This window comes from Acidimicrobiales bacterium, from assembly GCA_035316325.1.
GTDB lineage: Bacteria > Actinomycetota > Acidimicrobiia > Acidimicrobiales > VFJN01 > DASXTK01.
In genome coordinates, this window is sequence record DATHJB010000085.1 from 1 (window position 1) to 19,531 (window position 19,531).

Annotated in this window: 17 protein-coding genes and 1 riboswitch; of the genes, 11 read left to right on the forward strand and 6 right to left on the reverse strand. The window is 72.3% G+C overall.

Features of this window, described 5'->3' with window-relative positions:
* On the forward strand, positions 1 to 418 hold a 418-nt coding region (locus VK611_12115; GenBank protein HMG42071.1), incomplete at its 5' end, for an alpha-hydroxy acid oxidase.
* 20 nt (positions 419 to 438) lie between these two features.
* Positions 439 to 1,266, forward strand: coding sequence for an enoyl-CoA hydratase/isomerase family protein (locus VK611_12120; GenBank protein ID HMG42072.1), 828 nt, complete (start codon positions 439 to 441; stop codon positions 1,264 to 1,266).
* Between the two features lie 101 nt (positions 1,267 to 1,367).
* On the opposite strand, the gene VK611_12125 is transcribed toward VK611_12120, so the two are convergent.
* Together VK611_12125 and VK611_12130 are read right to left on the reverse strand one after the other, a co-directional pair.
* The gene (locus VK611_12125) at positions 1,368 to 2,069 is read right to left on the reverse strand and encodes an isochorismatase family protein (GenBank protein HMG42073.1); all 702 of its coding nucleotides are present in this window, start codon (positions 2,067 to 2,069) and stop codon (positions 1,368 to 1,370) included.
* A gap of 78 nt (positions 2,070 to 2,147) precedes the next feature.
* Positions 2,148 to 4,778 (reverse strand): AAA family ATPase, encoded by a 2,631-nt coding sequence (locus tag VK611_12130; GenBank protein ID HMG42074.1) that lies wholly within the window; start codon positions 4,776 to 4,778, stop codon positions 2,148 to 2,150.
* Between the two features lie 149 nt (positions 4,779 to 4,927).
* Here VK611_12130 and VK611_12135 point away from each other — a divergent pair, with 149 nt between their 5' ends.
* The 6 genes from VK611_12135 (at position 4,928) to VK611_12160 (ending at position 11,874) form a co-directional block, all read left to right on the forward strand.
* The gene (locus VK611_12135) at positions 4,928 to 6,130 is read left to right on the forward strand and encodes a DUF4331 family protein (GenBank protein ID HMG42075.1); all 1,203 of its coding nucleotides are present in this window, start codon (positions 4,928 to 4,930) and stop codon (positions 6,128 to 6,130) included.
* Positions 6,114 to 7,175, forward strand: coding sequence for a tetratricopeptide repeat protein (locus VK611_12140; protein HMG42076.1), 1,062 nt, complete (start codon positions 6,114 to 6,116; stop codon positions 7,173 to 7,175). Before VK611_12135 ends, VK611_12140 begins: the two co-directional genes overlap by 17 nt.
* Positions 7,172 to 7,639 (forward strand): organic hydroperoxide resistance protein, encoded by a 468-nt coding sequence (locus tag VK611_12145; GenBank protein ID HMG42077.1) that lies wholly within the window; start codon positions 7,172 to 7,174, stop codon positions 7,637 to 7,639. The genes VK611_12140 and VK611_12145 overlap by 4 nt, the downstream gene beginning before the upstream one ends.
* 18 nt (positions 7,640 to 7,657) lie before the next feature.
* Positions 7,658 to 9,091: an aldehyde dehydrogenase family protein gene (locus VK611_12150; GenBank protein ID HMG42078.1), complete on the forward strand. Its 1,434-nt coding sequence runs from the start codon at positions 7,658 to 7,660 to the stop codon at positions 9,089 to 9,091.
* Entirely contained in the window at positions 9,088 to 10,758 is a 1,671-nt protein-coding gene (locus VK611_12155) for an acetolactate synthase large subunit (protein ID HMG42079.1), read from the forward strand. The genes VK611_12150 and VK611_12155 overlap by 4 nt, the downstream gene beginning before the upstream one ends.
* A gap of 66 nt (positions 10,759 to 10,824) precedes the next feature.
* Positions 10,825 to 11,874 carry an LLM class flavin-dependent oxidoreductase gene (locus VK611_12160; GenBank protein HMG42080.1) on the forward strand — a complete coding sequence of 350 codons (1,050 nt, stop codon included), beginning with the start codon at positions 10,825 to 10,827 and terminating at the stop codon, positions 11,872 to 11,874.
* Here the strand turns inward: VK611_12160 and VK611_12165 are convergent.
* The 3 genes from VK611_12165 to pepE all read right to left on the reverse strand — a co-directional run bounded on the left by VK611_12165 (position 11,829) and on the right by pepE (position 14,923).
* Positions 11,829 to 12,950 carry an alanine/ornithine racemase family PLP-dependent enzyme gene (locus tag VK611_12165; protein HMG42081.1) on the reverse strand — a complete coding sequence of 374 codons (1,122 nt, stop codon included), beginning with the start codon at positions 12,948 to 12,950 and terminating at the stop codon, positions 11,829 to 11,831. The genes VK611_12160 and VK611_12165 overlap by 46 nt on opposite strands.
* Positions 12,947 to 14,083, reverse strand: coding sequence for a DUF1611 domain-containing protein (locus tag VK611_12170; protein ID HMG42082.1), 1,137 nt, complete (start codon positions 14,081 to 14,083; stop codon positions 12,947 to 12,949). Before VK611_12170 ends, VK611_12165 begins: the two co-directional genes overlap by 4 nt.
* 81 nt (positions 14,084 to 14,164) lie before the next feature.
* Entirely contained in the window at positions 14,165 to 14,923 is a 759-nt protein-coding gene (pepE, locus tag VK611_12175) for a dipeptidase PepE (protein HMG42083.1), read from the reverse strand.
* Positions 14,924 to 15,064: 141 nt separating this feature from the next.
* Positions 15,065 to 15,139, forward strand: a riboswitch (S-adenosyl-L-homocysteine riboswitch).
* A gap of 12 nt (positions 15,140 to 15,151) precedes the next feature.
* Here pepE and VK611_12180 point away from each other — a divergent pair.
* Positions 15,152 to 15,916 carry an MOSC N-terminal beta barrel domain-containing protein gene (locus VK611_12180; protein HMG42084.1) on the forward strand — a complete coding sequence of 255 codons (765 nt, stop codon included), beginning with the start codon at positions 15,152 to 15,154 and terminating at the stop codon, positions 15,914 to 15,916.
* Positions 15,917 to 15,974: 58 nt separating this feature from the next.
* Here the strand turns inward: VK611_12180 and VK611_12185 are convergent, their stop codons facing one another.
* A complete protein-coding gene (locus tag VK611_12185; GenBank protein ID HMG42085.1) occupies positions 15,975 to 16,553 on the reverse strand; it encodes a YceI family protein in 579 nt (192 codons plus the stop codon).
* 137 nt (positions 16,554 to 16,690) lie between these two features.
* On the opposite strand from VK611_12185, the gene VK611_12190 reads away from it, so the two are divergent.
* Positions 16,691 to 18,070, forward strand: coding sequence for an AAA family ATPase (locus VK611_12190; GenBank protein ID HMG42086.1), 1,380 nt, complete (start codon positions 16,691 to 16,693; stop codon positions 18,068 to 18,070).
* A gap of 295 nt (positions 18,071 to 18,365) precedes the next feature.
* Complete coding sequence (locus tag VK611_12195; protein HMG42087.1) at positions 18,366 to 19,523, forward strand: glycosyltransferase; 1,158 nt, start codon at positions 18,366 to 18,368, stop codon at positions 19,521 to 19,523.
* The last annotated feature ends 8 nt before the right edge of the window (positions 19,524 to 19,531 follow it).

Consider the following 19,531-nt stretch of genomic DNA (forward strand, 5'->3'; position numbering starts at 1 on the left):
CGTGAAGGGCATCATGCGCCCCGACGACGCCCGGCGCGCGGTCGACATCGGCGCCACCGCCATCTCGGTGTCGAACCACGGCGGCAACAACCTCGACGGCACTCCGGCCCCGATCCGGGTGCTCCCCGCCGTCGCCGCCGCCGTCGGTGGCCAGATCGAGGTCCTGCTCGACGGTGGGATCCGGCGCGGCAGCGACGTCGTCAAGGCCCTCGCCCTGGGCGCCAAGGCCGTCATGATCGGCCGCGCCTACCTGTGGGGCCTCGCCGCCAACGGCTCGGTGGGCGTGAACAACGTCTTCGAGGTGCTGCGCGGCGGCATCGACTCGACCCTGCTCGCCCTCGGCCGGGCCTCCATCGACGACCTCACCCCGGACGACGTGATCACGCCTATCGACTTCACCCACGGCCTCGAGAAGTGAACAGCACAGGAGCGAGAGCGATGCCCACGACGAACCGCTTGACGGTCTCCGAGGTCACGCCCGCCTATTGGCGCGTGGTCATCGACAATCCGCCGATCAACCTCTACGACCCGGAGATGTTCGCCGAGCTCAACGTCCTCATGGACACGATCGACGCGGCTGCGGAGCTGAAGGTCGTCGTCTTCGAGAGCGCGAACCCGGACTACTTCATCGCCCACTACGACCTGGCGCGCGGTGAGGTGGTGCCGGACCAGCCCGGAGCCGCCGAGTTCAGCGCGTGGCCGAGGTTCGTCACCCGGCTGGCGCAGTCGCACGTGGTCAGCGTCGCCAAGCTGCGCGGCCGGGCGCGGGCCCACGGCTCCGAGCTGGCGCTCGCCTGTGACATGCGCTTCGCGTCGAGGGAGAAGGCCGTCCTGGCGCAGGTCGAGGTCGGCTCGGCCGTCGTCCCCGGCGGCGGCGCGATCGAGTGGTTGTCCGCTCTGGCGGGCCGTTCGCGTGCGTTGGAGATCATCTGCGGCGCCGACGACTTCGACGCCGACACCGCGGAGCGCTACGGCTGGGTGAACCGTTCGATCCCCGATGTCGAGCTCGACGCCTTCGTCGACGACTTCGCCCGCCGCGTCGCCAGCTTCGAGAAGCGAGCGCTCGAGCTCGCCAAGAACCTCGTCAACGCCCGCGCCGGCGTGCCGTCGGAAGCGGACCGCTGGGCCTCCAACCAGTCGTTCGTCGGCACGACCTCCTGGCCCGAGACGCAGGCGCTCATCGGCAGGCTGATGGAGCAGGGCCTCCAGGCGGAAGGCGACTTCGAGCTCCGGCTCGGTCACCACATCGGCCACGCCGCCCGCTGACGCAACGACGTCGGCCCCGGCTCGCCGCGCCTGCGCCGGGCGAGCCGGGGCCGTCGAGCGTTCGGGGGAGGGAACGCTCGGTGCCATCGCGGCCCGGGCGGTCAGGCTCCGGCCCGAACCGACTCGGCGAGGGAGTCGGGGAGGGAGACGACGCCGGCGGTGATCTGGGCCATGATCCAGTCGTTCACCAGGGCGGAGGTGCTGTCGCCGCGCTGCGAGGCGATGGTGCTGATCAGCGCCCGTTCCGGCGACGCCCAGTACGGGGCCCACTCACCGGTGAGGGCCATCCAGTTGAGCGGCTGGGCCCCGGCCATGGTCATGCGGACCTTGGCGTCGTCGTGCGCTTCCTTCGTCACGCCGCCCGAGCAGTCGCTGACGAAGTAGACGTCGTAGCCGTCCTTGCGGGCGGCGAGCACCGACTGGGCGAGGCACACCTCGGTCACGAGGCCGGCCATGACCAGCTTCCTGCGACCCGTCGCCTCGACCTGACGACGCACCTCCGGGTGCGACCAGGCGTGCGACGACGGGCGGTCGATCGGCGTGACCTCGGGGAAGGCCTCGCTGATCTCCTTGAAGATGGGGTCGACGAGCACGCTCCCCTGGGCGCCGACCGTGGTGAGCACCGTCGGCACGCCGAATCCCTTGGCGACAGCGCTGAGAGCCGCGACGTTGTTGGTGAGGAGGCCGTGATCGATGGAGTGCACGTTCACGGCCACCGCAGGCTGGTGATCGATGAGCAGCAGCACCGAGTTCTCGATGGTCAGCTCGTTCGGATTTTCGGTGATGGTGATCGGTGTGTTCATGGATCGAGCCGACCACGGCGGACGTGGGTCGGTCCTCCGTAGTCCCTACCGGACTTCAGTCGGGGACTACTGACCCGCTCAGGAGGTGGGTTGGTTGCGGAGGGCCTCGGCCAGCTCGTGGCGGCCGGTGATCCCGAGCTTCTCGTAGGCCCGCTGGAGGTGGCTCTCGATCGTGCGGACCGAGAGGTGCAGGTCGCCGGCGATCTGTTTGTTGGTACGCCCCGCCGCGGCCTGGAGCGCGGAGTCGAGCTCGCCGGGTGTGAGGTGCACCCGGGCGGTGATGGTCTCCACGGGGGGCGTGGCGGCGCCTTCGCACCGGGCCAGGAGGCGCGCCGCGTGCTGCCCGGCGGCGGCGCCCTTCCGGGCCTCGCCGGCGTTGCGGAGGAGGACGGCGGTGTCGGCCCGGGCCTCGGCGGCGTAGAGCATCGCGCCGAGGTCCTCGAAGTCCTGGGCGACCTTGGCGAGGGCCTCGCGGTCGCGGGCGGCGATGGCGCCGGCGTAGGCGGCGCGGGTGGCGACCAGGTCGCCGTCGACCTCGTTGGCCAGCGCGGCCAGGCGGGCGGCCACCTGGCGGGCCCGGCCGAGGCGGGCCAGTCCGTGCAGGGCGCTGGTGGCGCCGATGAGGTCGCCGATCTCCTCGCCCACCTCGGCCGCGGCTTCGAGCCGGTCGCGGGCGGCGGGCAGGTCGCCGGCCGCGGCCGCGGTCCAGGCCCGGGCCTGGAGCAGCTCGGTCTGGGTCATCAGGAAGGGCGGCAGGCCGAGGGCGTCGAGCGCGTCGAGCGTCTCGGCCGCCCGGTCGGGCTGACCGGTCAGCGCCAGCGCCTGCGCGGCGGCGACGTAGGGCCACCGGGCGGCGTAGGTGCGCCCGAGCTGCTCGAAGAGCGTGTAGGCCTCGGCGGCCCGGCGAAAGGCGCTCACCGGGCGGCCCTGCTCGAGGTGCACGAGCGCGAGGTCCACGGCGACGAAGGCCCTCGCCTCGGTCGCCGGCTGGTCGACGAGCTGGTCGTAGGCCCGGGTGAGGAGCGCTTCGGCCTCGACGAGACGGCCGGCGTAGATCTGCGGACGGAGACGGCCGACGTACAGGGCCCACTGGTCCCAAGGTTCGTCGGACGCGGGCGTCGCTCCGCTGTCGTCGGGCGTGGTGAGCAGCCGGCTGGCGTCGTCGAGGCGGCCGAGTCGGGTCAGGCTGTAGCCGACCATCAGGTGCGCGGCGCCGAGCGTCGCTGACGGTGGGCGCTGGAGCAACGACGCCGCGGCCTCCACCGTGGCCCGCGGCCCGCTGGTCATGCTCATGACGAAGAAGCGTCGGCTCAGCAGCTCGTCGTGCCAGAACGGATCGGTGACGGCGTCGAGCGCGTCCTCGATGAGCCGGAACTCGGCGCGGCCCTCGAGGAGGTAGGTGTTGTCGAAGCGGAGGAGGGCGACCCGGGCCTGGTCGGCGTCGGTGGTGGCCTGTGTCGCGAGGGCGGCCAGCTCGTGTTCGGCCTGGTCGTGACGGCCTTCGACGTTGGCGGCCTCGGCGGCCAGGAAGCGGGCGTCGAAGCCGGCGCCGTCGTCGATGGCGGCACGGGCCAGCCGTTCGGTGAGGGCGTGGTCGTGGCGGGCCCGCGCCGCGCACGCCCCGGACAGGAGGAGCTCGGCGCTACCGCCGCCGCCGACGAGGCGCCACGACGCCACCAGCAGCGTGTCCTCCCGGCGTCGTGCTCCGGTCGCCTCGACCACCTCGGCCCGGGCGCGGGCGAGGTCCCGTTGGCGCAGGGCGCTGATGCCGACGCTCACCACGTCGCCGTAGACGGGATGGGCCAGCCAGACCTGGACCCGGCGGCCGTCGACACGGCTGGTGATCAGCCCCCGGCGCTCGAGGGTCTCGACGGCGGCCGGGTCGGTCAGCCGGGTCAGGGTCGCCTGGTCGAGCGGCTCGCCCAGGGTGAGCAGCTCCAGCACGGTGCGCTCGGGGTCGGTCAGGTCGCCCAACCGCAGCGCCACCAGCTCGACGAGGCGGCTCGTGGGTTGCAGGGCGCCCCGCAGGCGCCAGATCCCGACCACCTCCTCGACGAGCGCCCCGGTCTCGAGCGCCCCGGTCACCAGCTCCCGCAGGAACAGCGGGTTGCCCTGGCAGTGGTCGGCCAGCTGACGCCGCGACGCCGGCTCCACCGGTCCGCCGAGCACCCTGGCCAGCAGTTCGTCGATCGCCCTGCCGTCCAGGACGTCGACCTCGATGCGTTCGGCCGGGCCGTCCTTCCACAGCGCCACCACCGCGTCGGGCACGGCCTCCCCCGACCGCACGGTGGCGACCACGGTCGCTGCCCGGGTCAGGGCCAGCTGGTGGACCAGGGTGGCCGACCCGGCGTCGAGGTGGTGGGCGTCGTCGACGAACACCACCAGCGGGCGCCCTCCGGCCCCGTCCACCACCGCCTGGACGTAGCGTCGCAGCAGGTCACCGTGTTCGCCCCGGGCAAGACGGTCGTCGGCGGCATCCGGCGGTAGCAGCGATGCGAACGCCCCGAACGGCAACCCCCGCGACGCCCGGGTGGCGGTCGTGCGGGCCAGCGCCATGCCCCGCTCCTCGGCCAACTGCAGGGCCGCGGTGGCCAGCGTCGTCTTGCCCACCCCGGCTGGCCCGGTGATCACCGCCCCCTGCTGCGCCTCCACGGCGCCGGTCAACCGGGCGAGCTCGTCACTCCGGCCGACCAGTGGCCACGTGTCCACCCCCGAACCGTACCGCCCGTGATCAGGATCCCCGTCGGTCCCCGGGGCCAGAGTCCAGTAGTGACTACTGAGGTCTGGTTCCCCCCGCTGTGGTCCGCTGCACCCATGGACGAAGTCCGGTAAGACGAGCCGTGAAGGGGACAGCCACCATGACCGACCACAACTCCAGCCCCCGGGCGGTCGCCGAGCCGGCCATCGACCTCGCCGACATGTACGCCTTCCCCAGCCCGTCCCAGCCGGGGCGGCTGGTGCTGGTCATGACCGTCTTCCCCAACGCCCGGCCGGGAGCGCTGTTCTCGGACGCCGCCAGCTACCGGTTCCGCATCCGACCCGTGACCGTCCCGGCCGGCGGACTCGCTCCGCGCTTCGAGGTCGGCACCGACGAGTACGACGTCACCTGCACGTTCACGGCGCCGGTGACGTCGGACGACGCCGGGCTGCCGGTGCAGGAGGGCACGTGCACGCTCCCGAACGGTGCCACCGTCGCCTTCCGCGTCGACGACGAGCAGGCCGCATCGGTGCCCGGCGCGCGCGTCTTCGCCGGGCTGCGCATGGACCCCCTCTTCATCGACGGCGTCGGGTACATCAGGACGCTCGGCACCAGGAGCGTCGCCTTCCAGGCGGAGGGCACCAACTCGGCCGCCGGATGGGACGTCCTGGGCATCGTCGTCGAGCTCGACGTCGCCACGATGCTCGGGGGAGCGCCGGGAACGCTGTTCGCCGTCGCCTCGGAGACCGTCACGATGGGCGCCTTCCCGACACGGCTGGAGCGGTTCGGCCGGGTCTTCGTGAAGAACCAGCTGCTCGGCGAGTACGGCGTCGACACCGTCAACCAGGACCTCGACCTCCGTGAGCTCTACAACCAGGAGGACCCGTTCGACCTGGCGCCCAACTACCTCGGCGCCTACCGCGCCCGCCTGCACGCCAACCTGGCGGTCCTCGACGGCATCGACGGCAAGGTCGACTGGCCCGTGCAGCCGGACGGGGCCCACCCGCTGACCGAGCTGTACCTCGGGGACTACCAGGTCGTGGACGTCGCCAAGCCGTACCGCGAGGACAGCTACCTGGAGATCGAGCAGGCGCTGCTCCGGGGCCGCGCCCACGAGACCTCGGGCGGGCGGTCCCTCAACGGCGACGCGGTCGACGCGAACCTCACGTTCGTCGTCACCGGCGGCGACGGCCCGCACATCAGCGACGGTGTCGACCAGGCGACGGTGCGAGCGTCGGACACGTTTCCGTACCTGGCACCGCCGAACCTCGACGCCGCCGAGGCCGGCCGGGTCCTGGTCCCCTCCAAGCTGGCCGACCAGCTCGCCTTCCTGGAAGCCGCGTTCGGTGCTGCAGCCCGCTGAGCCGGCCGTGCGGCCCGGGCCGGGGCCGGTGACGACGGCGGGGGTCATCGCCGTCCGGAACCTCGAGGCGCGGATCGAGGGTCAGGTCGCACGAGCAGCAGCGGGACCGCCCACCGTCGACGACCGCATCGAGCTGATCGAGCTGATCGCCTTGCGGGGCCACGTGCTGGGCCGCGTCGCCGACGTCGAGCTGGCCGTGGCGTACGCGGACGAGCTCGTCGCCCGGGTCCCCATCGACGCCCGGTCCTTCGTGGCCCGGGCCAGGACGAGCGGCGTCTTCCACCGGTTCACGTCGGCCCTGACCGACCTCGACACGGCGGCCGCCTTCGGGGGCGACCGCGCCGAGATCGACGCGGAGCGCGCCGGGATCTACCAGGCGCTCGGGCGCTACGACGATGCGCTGGCGATCCTTCGACCGGCCGTCGACGGCCGGGCCGACTTCGGCCCGCTGGCCGCGCTCGCCGGGGTCCACGGCGAGCGCGGGGAGATGGACGAGGCCGAGCACTGGTTCGGGGCGGCCACGCACTCCTACCGCGGCACCTCGCCGTTCCCGCTGGCGATGCTGGAGCTCCAGCGCGGCCGGCTGTGGATCGACCATGACGACCTCGGCCGCGCCCGGGACTGGTGCGAAGCCGCGGTCCGCCGGCTCCCGGCCTACGTCCCGGCACAGGGCCACCTGGCCGAGATCGAGGCCGCCCTCGGGGAGACGGCGACGGCCATCGCCCGGCTGCGGCCCCTGGCGCTCGCCTCCGACGATCCCGACTACGCCACGCAGCTCGCCCGCATCCTCGGCGACGTCGGCCGGACCGACGAGGCGCAGGCGTGGCGTGACCGCGCGCAGGCCCGCTACGACGACCTGCTCGGTCGTCACCCGGAGGCGTTCGCCGACCATGCCGCCGAGTTCTGGCTCACGGTCGGCGGCGATCCCGCTCGAGCGCTCCGGCTCGCGCGGCGGAACCTCGCCCTCCGCCCGACGGCCCGAGCCCGTGCGCTCGTGCGCCGTGCGAGCGGCTGCTCTGACCCCAAGGAAAGGAAACATCGATGACGAAGGTCCTCTACACGGCGCATGCCCGTGTGACCGGCGGGCGCGTGAACGGTCACGGTCGCAGCAGCGACGGCCAGCTGGAGGTGGACCTCCGCGTCCCCGAGGAGATGGGCGGACAAGGCGGTGGGACGAACCCGGAGGAGCTGTTCGCCGTCGGGTACGCGGCGTGCTTCGAAGGCGCTCTCGCCACCGTCGCCCGGCGTCGTCGCCTGGATGCCGGTGACGCCACGATCGACTCGGCGGTCAGCCTGTTCCCGACCGGTGACGGCGCCTTCGAGCTCTCGGTGACCCTCGACGTGGCGCTGCCGTCGGTCGACGACCGCGAGACGGCCGCCGAGCTCGTCCGTGCAGCGCACCAGGTGTGCCCGTACTCCAACGCCACCCGCGGCAACATCACCGTCGACCTCCTGCTCGGAGGCCGGCCCGTCGGGGCAGGCACCCAGGACCCGCCGGCGTCCCGGTAGCGTCGAGAACCCTTCGGCATGACCATCACGACGATCGATCCGGCGACGGGCCAGCCCATCGCGACCCACGAGGAGACGAGCGCGGCCGGGGTCTCGGTGCTGCTCGACCGCGCCCGCGAGGCTGCGGTCCGGTGGGCGGCGGTCCCACCGGAGGGGCGGGCCGGGTCGCTGCGGGCCCTGGCCGTCGCCTTGCGGTCGGACGCGGGCGCGCTCGCGGCGCTGGCGACCCGGGAGATGGGGAAGCCCCTGGCCGAGAGCCGGGCCGAGGTCGAGAAGTGCGCGGTGGCCTGTGACTGGTTCGCCGACCACGCGCCTGACCTGCTGCGCCCGGAGGAGGTGAGCACCGGGGCGCGGCGCACCCGGCTGGCGCACCACCCGCTCGGCGTCGTCCTGGCGATCATGCCGTGGAACTTCCCGTACTGGCAGGTGGTGCGTGCCCTCGCCCCGGCACTCGCCGCCGGCAACGGGGTGGTCCTCAAGCACGCGCCGTCGACGACCGGGTGCGCGCTCGCCCTGGCCGGTGCGGCGCAGCGCGCAGGGCTGCCCGACGGCCTGTTCTCGGTGGTCGTGGTGAGCGCCGAGCGGACCGACGAGGTGGCGTCCGGGCTGATCGCCGACCGTCGCATCGCCGGCGTCACGTTCACCGGCTCGACGCGTGCTGGGCGGGCGGTGGCGGCTCGGGCCGGCCAGGCCCTGAAGAAGTGCGTCCTGGAGCTCGGGGGCAGCGACCCGTTCGTCGTGCTCGCCGATGCCGACCTGGAGAGCGCCGCGGCCTGGGCCGCGCGCAGCCGCTTCCAGAACGCCGGCCAGTCGTGCATCGCCGCGAAGCGGATCATCGTCGAGGAGGCGATCGCCGACGCGTTCACCGACGAGCTCCTGGGCCACGTCCGTGAGCTGCGGGTCGGGGATCCGTCCGATCCCGGCGTGACGGTCGGGCCGCTCGCCCGGGCCGACCTGCGCGACGCGGTGGAGCGCCAGGTGCGCGAGTCGGAGCGCCAGGGCGCCCGCGTCCTCATCGGTGGCGAGGTCCCCGACCGGCCCGGCTTCTTCTACCTGCCGACCGTGCTCGACGAGGTCGAGCCGGGGATGCCGGTGCTCGAGGAGGAGGTCTTCGGCCCGGCCGTGCCGATCCTGCGGGCACGGGATGCGGAGCACGCATTGGGGCTCGCCAACCAGACCGACTACGGCCTGGGCAGCGCGGTCTGGACGTCGGACCTCGACCGCGGCGAGGTCCTCGCGCTGCGACTCGAGGCCGGCCACACGGCGGTCAACGGGATGACTATCTCCGATCCCCGCCTGCCGTTCGGCGGCACCAAGGAGTCGGGCTACGGCCGGGAGCTGTTCCGGCACGGCCTGCTCGAGTTCGTGAACGTGCACGCCATCGTGGTCAACGGCCCCCACGGCCCCCGACGAGGACCGAACGACGGCCAGCGAGTGAGAGGTGCGAAGTGACGACGAACGGTGAGCCCGCAGGGGGCGTCGCGCGCCTGATCGTGCGGTGCCTGGAGAACGAGGGCGTCACCCACGTCTTCGGCATCCCGGGCGAGGAGAACATCCACCTCGTCGAGGCGCTGTCGGCGTCGTCGATCCGCTACGTCCTCGTGCGCCACGAGCAGGCGGCGTCGTTCATGGCCGAGGTCTACGGCCGCCTCACCGGCAAGGCCGGCGTGTGCTCGGCGACGCTCGGCCCCGGCGCCATCAACCTGCTCCTCGGGGTGGCCGACGCGACCACCAACTCCACGCCGGTCGTGGCGCTGTCGGCGCAGGTGGGGATGGACCGGAAGTTCAAGGAGTCCCACCAGGGCGTCGACCTCGTGTCGATGTTCGCGCCCGTGACCAAGTGGTCGGAGCTGGTCGCGACACCGGAGGCGGTGCCCGAGATGCTGCGCAAGGCGTTCAAGCTGGCGCAGACCGAGCGCCCCGGCGCCGTCTACCTGGCGGTGCCCGAGGACGTCGAGAAGGCCGCGGCGCCGCCGGGCGCCCGGCCGCTCGTGGTGAACACCCCTCGCCCGGACGAGCCGTCGGCGGACCAGCTGCGCCGCGCGGCCGACGTCCTGCGCACCGCTCGGAACCCCATCGTGCTGGCGGGCCACGGCGCGGCGCGTGCCGGCGCGAGCGACGCCCTGCGCCGCTTCGCCGAGACGCTCGGCCTACCCGTGGCCACCACGTTCCACGGCAAGGGGGTCTTCCCGGACGACCACCCGCAGGCCCTCGGCGCAGTCGGCTTCATGCGCCACGACTACGTGAACTTCGGGTTCGACGAAGCCGACGCCGTCGTCGCCGTGGGCTACGAGCTGCAGGAGTTCGACCCCGTTCGGATCAACCCGAACAGCGACAAGAGGATCGTCCACATCCATCGGTTCCCCGCCGAGGTCGACCTCCACTACGAGATCGAGGTCGGCCTGCAGTCGGACATCGGCCGCACGCTGGACGCGCTGGCCGCCGCGGTCGATCGGCGCTTCGACCCCGACGTCAGCGACCAGCGGATCCGGGCGAAGCTCGCCGGCGAGCTCGAGCGCGGACGACACGACGACCGGTTCCCCCTGGCGCCGGCGCGGATCGTGGCCGACACGCGGGAGGCGCTCGGGCGGGAGGACATCGTCCTCGTCGACACGGGCGCCCTGAAGATGTGGATGGCGCGGCTCTACCCGACCTACGCGCCGAACACGTGCCTGATCTCGAACGGTCTGTCGACGATGGCGTGGACGCTGCCGGGGGCGATCGGCGCCAAGATCGCCCGCCCCGACGCCCACGTGCTCGTCGCCACCGGGGACGGGGCGTTCATGATGAACTCCCAGGAGATCGAGACCGCGCTGCGGGAGCGGATCCCGATCGTCGTGCTGATCTGGGTCGACGACGAGTACGGGCTGATCCGGTGGAAGATGGACCTCGAGCTCGGGCACAGCGTCGACACGGCGTTCGGCAACCCGGACTTCGTCGCCTACGCCGAGAGCTTCGGCGCGCGCGGCTACCGCATCGACACACCCGGCGACCTGCTGCCGACCCTCCGCCGGGCGCTCGCCGACGACACCGTCTCGGTGATCGCCTGCCCGGTCGACTACTCGGCGAACCTCCAGCTCACCGACGCCCTCGGCGAGCTCGACGAATCGCTCTCGTGAACGCTCGTCGGGTGAACGAGCGGATGACCACCTGGCCCGCCCGGCCAGCCGATTGAGGAGCACCTCATGGACACCACGCCGCCGGCGAACGGCCTGACGCTCGGTCTGGACACGTTCGGCGACCTCACCAGCGACGACGAGGGCCGGCCGCTGACGCAGGCCCAGACGATCCGCAACCTCGTGGACCAGGGAGTCCTGGCCGACCAGGTGGGGGTCGACTACTTCGGCATCGGCGAGCACCACACCGAGATCTTCCCCCTCTCCGCCGGCGACGTCGTGCTGGCGGCGATCGCCTCACGCACCTCCCGCATCCGGCTCGGGTCGGCCGTCACCGTGATCAGCTCCGACGACCCGGTGCGGGTGTTCCAGCGCTACGCCACCCTCGACGCGCTCTCGAACGGCCGGGCCGAGGTGATCCTCGGCCGCGGGTCGAGCACCGAGTCGTTCCCGCTGTTCGGCTACGACCTGCGCGACTACGAGGAGCTCTTCGAGGAGAAGGTCAACCTCTTCGCCGAGCTGCGCAAGGAGGGACCGGTGACCTGGAGCGGCAGCACGCGCCCTGCGCTCGACGGCCTGGAGGTCTATCCCCACACCGAGTCGGGATCGCTGTCGACCTGGATCGGCGTCGGCGGCAACCCGGAGTCCGTCGTACGTGCCGCCCGCTACGGGTTCTCGCTCATGCTGGCGATCATCGGCGGCTCCCCGCAGCGGTTCGCCCCCTTCGCCGGCCTGTTCCGCGAAGCGCTCGCCAGGTTCGGGTTCCCGGAGCAGCCGGTCGGGGTGCACTGCCCCGGCCACGTCGCCGCCACCGACGAGCAGGCCCGCGAGGAGTTCTGGCCCTTCTACCTGGAGATCCTCTCCAGCGTCGCCGCGGAGCGCGGCTTCCGGGTGCCGACCCGAGCGTCGTTCGACCACGAGGTCGGGCCCGACGGCGCCCTGCACGTCGGTTCCCCCGAGACCGTGGCCCGCAAGATCGCCGACACCCTCAAGGCGCTCGACGCCACGCGCTTCGACCTCAAGTACGGCATGGGCGGGCTCTCCCACCCGAAGCTCATGACCAACATCGAGCTCTACGGCACCCGGGTCGCACCCCTCGTCCGCGACATGCTCGCCTGAGCACCCTCGTCGGCCACGGTCACGACCTTGCCCACGAAGGGCGAGGTCATGGCCCTGACCAGCGCGCTGTAGTTGAGCCGGAACGACACCTCGGCGCCGCTGGGCAGGCGGTCGCGCCCGGCGTCGAGGATCAGGTGGTCGCTGCTGGCGCCGAGCACCTCGATGCCGGCGGGTGCCAGCAGTCCGGACGGGTCGACGTCCTGGTGCCCCACGGCCACGATCGTGCGCACGCGATCCCCCCGGTCCCTCGTCGGCACCGCGGCACCGAACGCCGTCTCGCCGATCTCGCCTCGCGGCTGCGACGGCTTGCGCTTCGACTCGATCACCTCGGCCACCAGGGTGACGGCGTCCGTGTGCAGCCCCTCGATCGGGCGGCGGTGCAGCGGCTCGCAACCCAGCAGGATCGACTCGCCCAGGCGCAGGTCGTTGACGCGGCCGGGCACGACGGCGTCACCGAGCGCCCAGTCCAGGTTGCCGGAGTTGCCGCCGGACACCGTGTCGATCGTCAGGCCGAACCGGTCCTCTATCGAGCCGGCGAGCGCCGACAGCTCGCCCATGTTCGCCGCGTCGGGTGACACCCCGCTCTGGCAGGCCAGGTTGGTGCCGATGCCGGCGAGGACAACGGCGGGCAGCCGCTGCACGTCGCGCACCATGCCCATGAGGTCGCCGGGCAGGATGCCCTCGCGCAGGTCGCCGAGCTCCACCATGAGCACCACGCGGTGGGTGCGTCCCGTGGCCTCGGCGGCCGCGGCCAGCGCCGTGATCACGTCGAGCTCGGTGTTGAAGCTCACGGTCGCCGAGGCGACAACCCGGTCGACCTGGCTGAGCATCGGCGAGCGGACGAGGATCAGCGGCGCCGTCACCCCGGCGCCGCGCAGCCGCTCGATGTTCTCGATGCGCGAGTCGCCGAGCGAGCGCACGCCGGCTCGCAGCATGGCCCCGGCGACGTCGGGAGACCCGAGCGTCGCCTTGGTGATGCCGGTGACCGAGATCCCCCGCGGCGACAGCCGCTCCACCAGGGTGCGGGCGTTGTGGTGGAGCTTGAGGAGGTCGATCTCCAGCCGCGGAGCCTTCATCGGGCGACGGCGGCGAGCTTCTCCTGCAGCGCCGGGAAGGCGGCGACGACCATCTCCACCAGCCGGTCCGGCGAGCGGGTCAGCGCATCGGTGGCGGGCACGCCCAGCTCGATCTCGTACATCGCGATGGCGGCGGTGACCTCGGCGTCGGTCATGTTCTCGTGGTTGATCGTCAGGCCGATGACCTTGGTGTCGGCGAACGTCTCGATGAGGTTGATCTCGCTCGCCGGCGTCGGCATGGGCACCTTGCCGAAGTCGCCGAGGTGCGTGCGGCCGGGCGCGTGCTGCAGGACGACGCCCTGAGGCCGGCTGCCGCGCAGGATGAACGTGGAGGTCAGGTAGGCGGGATGGCTCAGCGCGCCCTGGCCCTCGACGATGATCACGTCGGGGTCCTCGCCCTCGAACGCCTCGACGACGGTGGCTTCCATCTCGCCGGAGCAGAACTGCGAGGGGATGGCGTCGAGCGCGATGCCGTAGCGGGCGCCCTGGATCAGGCCGGTCTGGCCGGTGCCGATCATGACCGCCCTGACGCCGCGATCGTTGAGGGCGCGCGTCAGGATCGTGGCCGTGGTGCGCTTGCCGATCGCCCCGTCCGTGCCGAGCACGGCGATGCGCGGGCAGGTCACCTCCTCGATGCGTCCGCTGAACATCCGCAGGTCCTTCTTGGCCCGCGGGCGGCGGACGTCGCGGATCTCGACCTCGTGCAGCGCGCTGGCCGCCACGAACTCCGGGTCGTCGTTCAGGAACTCGTGCAGGCCGTTGACGATGTGCATCCCGCGTCCGATGGCGTCGAGGACGACACCCCGCTCACGCGCCGACAGCATGCCGCTCGACGGCGCCATCCCGAAGATGAACCAGTCCGGCACGACCCCCGCCTGGGCCAGGGCGTCGGGCAGGTCGCGACACACGGGCACCCCGTTGGGTGCGTCGTCGAGCACCTCGCCGGCGTCGAGGCCCTGCTTCTCGCTGTCGATCACCGCCAGGATCTCGTAGAGCTCCGAGTGCCGGACGAGCCCGTTCGCCGTCTTGCCGTCGAGGGCACCGAAGTTCGCCTCGCAGTAGACCACCGCGGTGGCGCGGCGGTCGGTCGTGGCGGGCGTGGGGGGCCTGGCAGGCAGCGAGGCTATGGACATCTGCTCTCCTCAAGACGGGCTCAGAGGAGGCGACCAGGTGGCGGCGGCCGCTGGCGGCCGGTGGTCAACGAGAGGTCCCCACTAAGGCGTGGCGTGACTTCTCAATCTTACCCCCCGTTGTGGTCGCGCACCTCCGTCGAAGACACCTGTCAGGTCCAGCAGGTGTGACACGTCGACGCCGTCCTCGAACGCCTCGCAGCCCTCGCGCTGGAACAGGCGGGCACGCCCGGTCACGGACGCGTGGTCGCCACTGACCCGCAGCCAGGTCCCCTCGTACAGGGCGAGGACCGGGCAGTGGTTCTCCTCCAGGAACTCCTCGATGCGCTCCTCGCGGGTCTCGCCCATGTGGGTCGACGTGGGGTCCGCGTCGACGTAGTGGAGGTTGATCTGGAACGGCACGAGACCGAGCGCGTCGAAGAGCGGGGGCCGACAGATCGGCATGTCGTTGGTGGTGCGGATGGTGGGGCAGGCGACGTTGGTGCCGGCGGAGGCTCCCATGTACCGCGTGGCGCCGCTGCGCACCCGCTCGCCCAGGCCGTCGATGACGCCCAGCCCGTAGAGCGAATCGAGCAGCCGGAACGTGTTCCCGCCGCCCATCATCACGACGTCCGCCTCGAGGATCGCCCGGTCGGGTTCGGCGGCGTAGTGGGCGGAGGTGGCGTCGACGCCGAAGCGGCCCAGGGCGGCGATCGCCCGGGCGGCGTAGTCGTCCCAGTCCGCCAGCGCGAACGGGATGAACGTCACCCGGTCGCCCGCCGCGACGTCGACGAACGCGTCGGCCGCGTGCGAGAACATCGGCCGGCCGAAGTTCATGGAGTTGGACAGCAAGAGAAGTTCCATGGTCGCCGATCTGCTGCCCCGGTGAGCTCCGGCCGCCGCCCGCACAGGCTACGGCCGAGGGGCCGCACCAGCCACGACCTCCGGCCGCGGAGAGGATCGCCCGGGCGTTGACAGCGGCGGGTGCGGCTGGGACGATCGGTGGGGGCCGAGGGGTGCTGCGACGGGTGTTCCCGCCACGCTCGGTCCCGGTCCGTCAACCAAGGGTGCCCTGTCTCGAGGAGGCAGGCCATGGGCGGATCACCCGTTCGGGTTGGCGCTGAGGTCGGGCGGGTCGCGGCGGTGTGGCGCTATCCGGTCAAGTCGATGGCACCCGATGCGGTGCCGAGCGCGGAGGTGTCCTGGCACGGCGTGGCCGGTGACCGCCGCTGGGGGTTCGTCCGGGAGCGCGGCGAGGGGAGCGGGTTTCCCTGGCTCACGATCCGCGAGCGCCCGGACATGGTCCGCTACCGGCCCCGGTTCGGTGACCCGGAGCGGCCGAACCTGTCACCGGTCGTGGTGACGACGCCGACGGGGGCCGAGCTCGACGTGACCGACCCGGCGCTGGCCGCCGAGCTGGGTGGTGGCGTGCGGGCGTTGAAGCTCGACCGCGGGACCTTCGACACGCTGCCCCTCTCGCTGATCACCAGCCAGTCCGTCGGCGGCCTGGGGGTCCTCGCCGGCCGGCCGCTCGACGTGGGGCGCTTCCGGCCGAACCTCCTGATCGACGCCCACGCCCACCGTGGCGCCGCCTTCCCCGAGGAGGACTGGACCGGCTGCACCCTGCGCATCGGCGACGCCCTCGTCCACGTGGACGCACGCGACCAGCGCTGCGTCGTCGTCAACATCGACCCGGCGACCGCGGCGCGCGACCCGATCGTCTTCCGCACGATCGCCCGTGCCCGCAAGGCCCGCCTCGGCGTCTACGGCACCACGGCCCGACCCGGCCGCGTCGCGGTGGGCGACCCCGTCGTCGTGGCCGCGCTACCCGACCCCCACCTGGTGTCGACCCCCTGACGGGACGCCAGGCGGGCGCGCGCCCGGGCGGGAACCCCGGGGCGCGCCTGGTGGCGGCTCAGTCCTCGGGCGCCACGAACTGGAGCTCGAGCTCGACCGCGATCCTCTTGCCGAGGGCGAACCTGTCGATGCCCAGCGGCACGTTGAAGTCGATGCCGAAGTCGTCGCGGTCGACCGCGGTGGTGGCCGAGAAGCCGGCGTGGGTCGTGCCGTCGGCGGGGTGCGTCTCGACGCCGTTGAACTCGACGTCGAGGGTGACCGGCCGGGTGACGCCGTTGATGGTCAGGTCGCCGTCGAGCGCGTGCGCGCCGTCACCCGCGGCCCGGATGCCGGTGGAGCGGAACGTCATCAGCGGGTGCCGGTCGGCGGAGAAGAAGTCGGTGCCGAGCAGATGGGCGTCGCGGTCGGGTTGGTTGGTGTCGACCGAGGACATCTCGATCGTGGCCTCGACCCGGGTGTCGGCCAGGGTCTCGCCGACGCTGAGCGTGGCGTCGAAGCGGTTGAACCGGCCGCGCACGTTGGACAGGCCGATGTGGCGGACCTTGAAGTGGACGCCCGAGTGCATGGCGTCGAGCGGCCAGGTGCCGGTGGCCAGGGGCAGGTCGGCGGCGATCGTGGTGGCGGGATCGGTACTCATGGGTCTTCCCCTGCGATGTCGGGACGGATACGTGTCTGTACCGATGACACCCCGGGGCGGGAAGATGTGACCGATGAGCGAACACCGACGTGACAGGACCCCGGTGGCGGGCAGGTCCTGGTGATGCGATGGCTCGGATGACCAGGGCCTCGACGCTCGACGAGGCGGTGGACGCGTTCGTCGACCACCTCCTGCCCGTCATCGAGGAGCTGGCCGCCGAGGTCGCCGGCGTCGACGTCGGCCGGCTGCGCTCGGACGTCGTGGTCGACGCCTACAACCTGACGTGCGGGTTCGTCGACGCCGACGAACGCCACGGCGACGACGAGCTGTGGGATCTGATCTCGGTCTTCGGTCACCGCATGCCCACCCAGCTTGGCCAGGCCGCGCCGGCCGACCTGCGGGACGCCGGTCTGCTGGTCGGGCGTCGCTCGGTCTTCGACGAGCCCTCGGCGTTGCTCGGCCTGCTCGTCGCGGCCGACGCTCGTGACGGTGGTGACCGCGCGGTCCGCTACGGCCGGCTCGGCACCCAGATCGGCTACGTCGTGGCGTCCGTCGACCTGCTGCCGTCCCCGTCCGAGCTCGAGGCCATCGATCGGTTCCGGGCCATGGTGCATCGGACCATCGGGAACGCGCCGAAGGCCGGGGGCACCGCGACGGCTGCCGGGCCGGAGCCGGCGGCGGTGCCCGCTGTGCCGCCCCCAGCCCGCGAGCTCGAGGACCTGCTGGCCGAGCTCGATGCCCTCATCGGCTTGGAAGGGGCCAAGCGCGAGGTGCGCCTGGTCGCCAACCTCCTGCGCGTCCAGGAGATCCGCCGGGAGCGGGACCTGCCCGTCGCCGATCAGAGCCGCCACCTGATCTTCACCGGCAACCCCGGCACGGGGAAGACGACGGTGGCTCGCCTGTTGGCCCAGATCTACTGGACCCTGGGCGTGGTCGAGCGGGGCCATCTGGTGGAGACCGACCGGGCCGGGCTCGTGGCGGGGTTCGTCGGTCAGACCGCCAAGCGGGTCGTCGACGCCTTCGACCAGGCCGATCAGGGCGTCCTGCTGATCGACGAGGCCTACAGCCTGGCCAGGGGCGGCGAGAACGACTTCGGGCGCGAGGCCATCGACACCGTGGTCAAGCTCGTCGAGGACCGTCGCGACCGGGTGGTCGTCATCCTCGCCGGTTACCCCGAGGAGATGGCGACGCTCGTGGACGCGAACCCGGGCATGGAGTCCAGGTTCCCGAGGACGATCCACTTCCCCGACTACAGCAACGACGAGCTGCTGGCGATCGTCGAATCGCTCGGCGTCGAGGGTCGCTACCGCCTCGACCAGGCGGCCCGGGCTGCGGTGCAGGCCTGGCTGGTGGCCCAACCGCGCGACCGGGGGTTCGGCAACGGCCGGTTGGCGCGCAACCTGTTCGAGTCGGCAGTGGCCAACCAGGCGAGCCGCCTGGTGGCGATCGACGACCCGACCGACGACCAGCTCACCACCCTCACGGCCAGCGACATCCCGACCCCGGGCGTCGGGTAGCAGGGTGCGCTGAGCGACCGTTTCGGTTCGTCGGCGCCGCAGCGTGTGCTGGCCGGGTGGACCCGTGGTTCAACGGCTGGTGAACACCGAGGCGTCGGCGTTGAACGTTCGGTGGCGTCCGGGTGACATCTGCGTGCGAATCCCTTCGTGGTGGTCCTCCGAGGCGTAGACGTTGGACCCGGTTCACTCGGCCGACATGTTGGGAGGGAGGGATCTCGTGCGTGTTCTTCGCCTGTGCTCGGTATTCGAGGCGCCGCTGGGGGATCAGACGGTCCGTTTCGATCCTGTCGGGGGGATGCAGAACCACACGGCGGAGCTGACCCGTCGCCTCGACGGGCTGGGTGTGGAGCAGGTGGTGGTCACGACCAGGCCGCCGGGGGCGCCCGCCGAGCATGTCGTCGGTCAGCGGGCGCGGGTCGTGCGTGTCGGGCTACCGGTGCCGGCGTTCCGTCAGATGTGGTCCGTCCCGGCGTTGCGGGAGGCGTGGCGGCTGGCCGGGAGCGTCGACCTGGTGCATGCGCATCTGGCCGAGGACCTCGCCGTCGTCCCTCTGGCGCTTGCCGCGGCGCGCCGTGGTGTTCCGCTGGTCGTGACCATCCACACCAGCCTGAGCCACACGCTTCGGGTCACCAACGCGAGGGCGGTGGCGCTCAAGGCGCTGGGGGCGCCGTTGGAGCGCTGGGCTGAGCACCACGCGGATGCCGTGGTGACGTTGACGCCTCGCCTGGCGCGCCTGCTCGAGGGCAACGGGATCCGTCCCGATCGGCTCCACGTGATCCCCTCCGGCGTGGACTTCGGGTTGTTCGACGGGCCCCACGACGATCCGTTCCCGCACCTCGGCCGACCGAGGGTGGCCTTCGTCGGCCGGCTGGCGCCGCAGAAGGGCGTGAGCGGGCTCGTGCGCGCGGCGGCACAGCTGCGCACCCCGAACGTGCAGACGCTGCTCGTCGGCGACGGACCCGATCGCCAACGGCTCGAACAGGAGATCCGCGCTCTCGACCTGGCCGACCGTGTCCAGGTGACCGGGTTCCTCGCCCACGACCGGATCCCCGCGGTGCTCGCCAACGTCGACGTGCTCGTGATGCCGTCGGTCTACGAGGAGCTCGGATCGGCGTTGGTGGAGGCCATGCGCGTGGGCGTCCCGATCGTGGCGACCCGGGTCGACGGCATCCCCGACGTCATCCAGCACGGCGAGACCGGGATCCTCGTCACCCCCGGCGACCCACGCGCCCTCGCGTCCGCGATCGACGATCTGCTCGACGACCCCCAGCGGGCGGGATCGCTGGCCGGACGAGCCCGAACGGCCGCGCGGCGCTACGACTGGAACGTCCTCGCCGGATCGGTGCTCGACATCTACCGAACCCTGACCCAGCCACGCCCGGCAGCCCAGTCCCAGCCGTCCGGAGGCGATCGATCCACCGGCGTGGCAAGGAGCCCGGCCCCGACGAGCTGACCCCCACG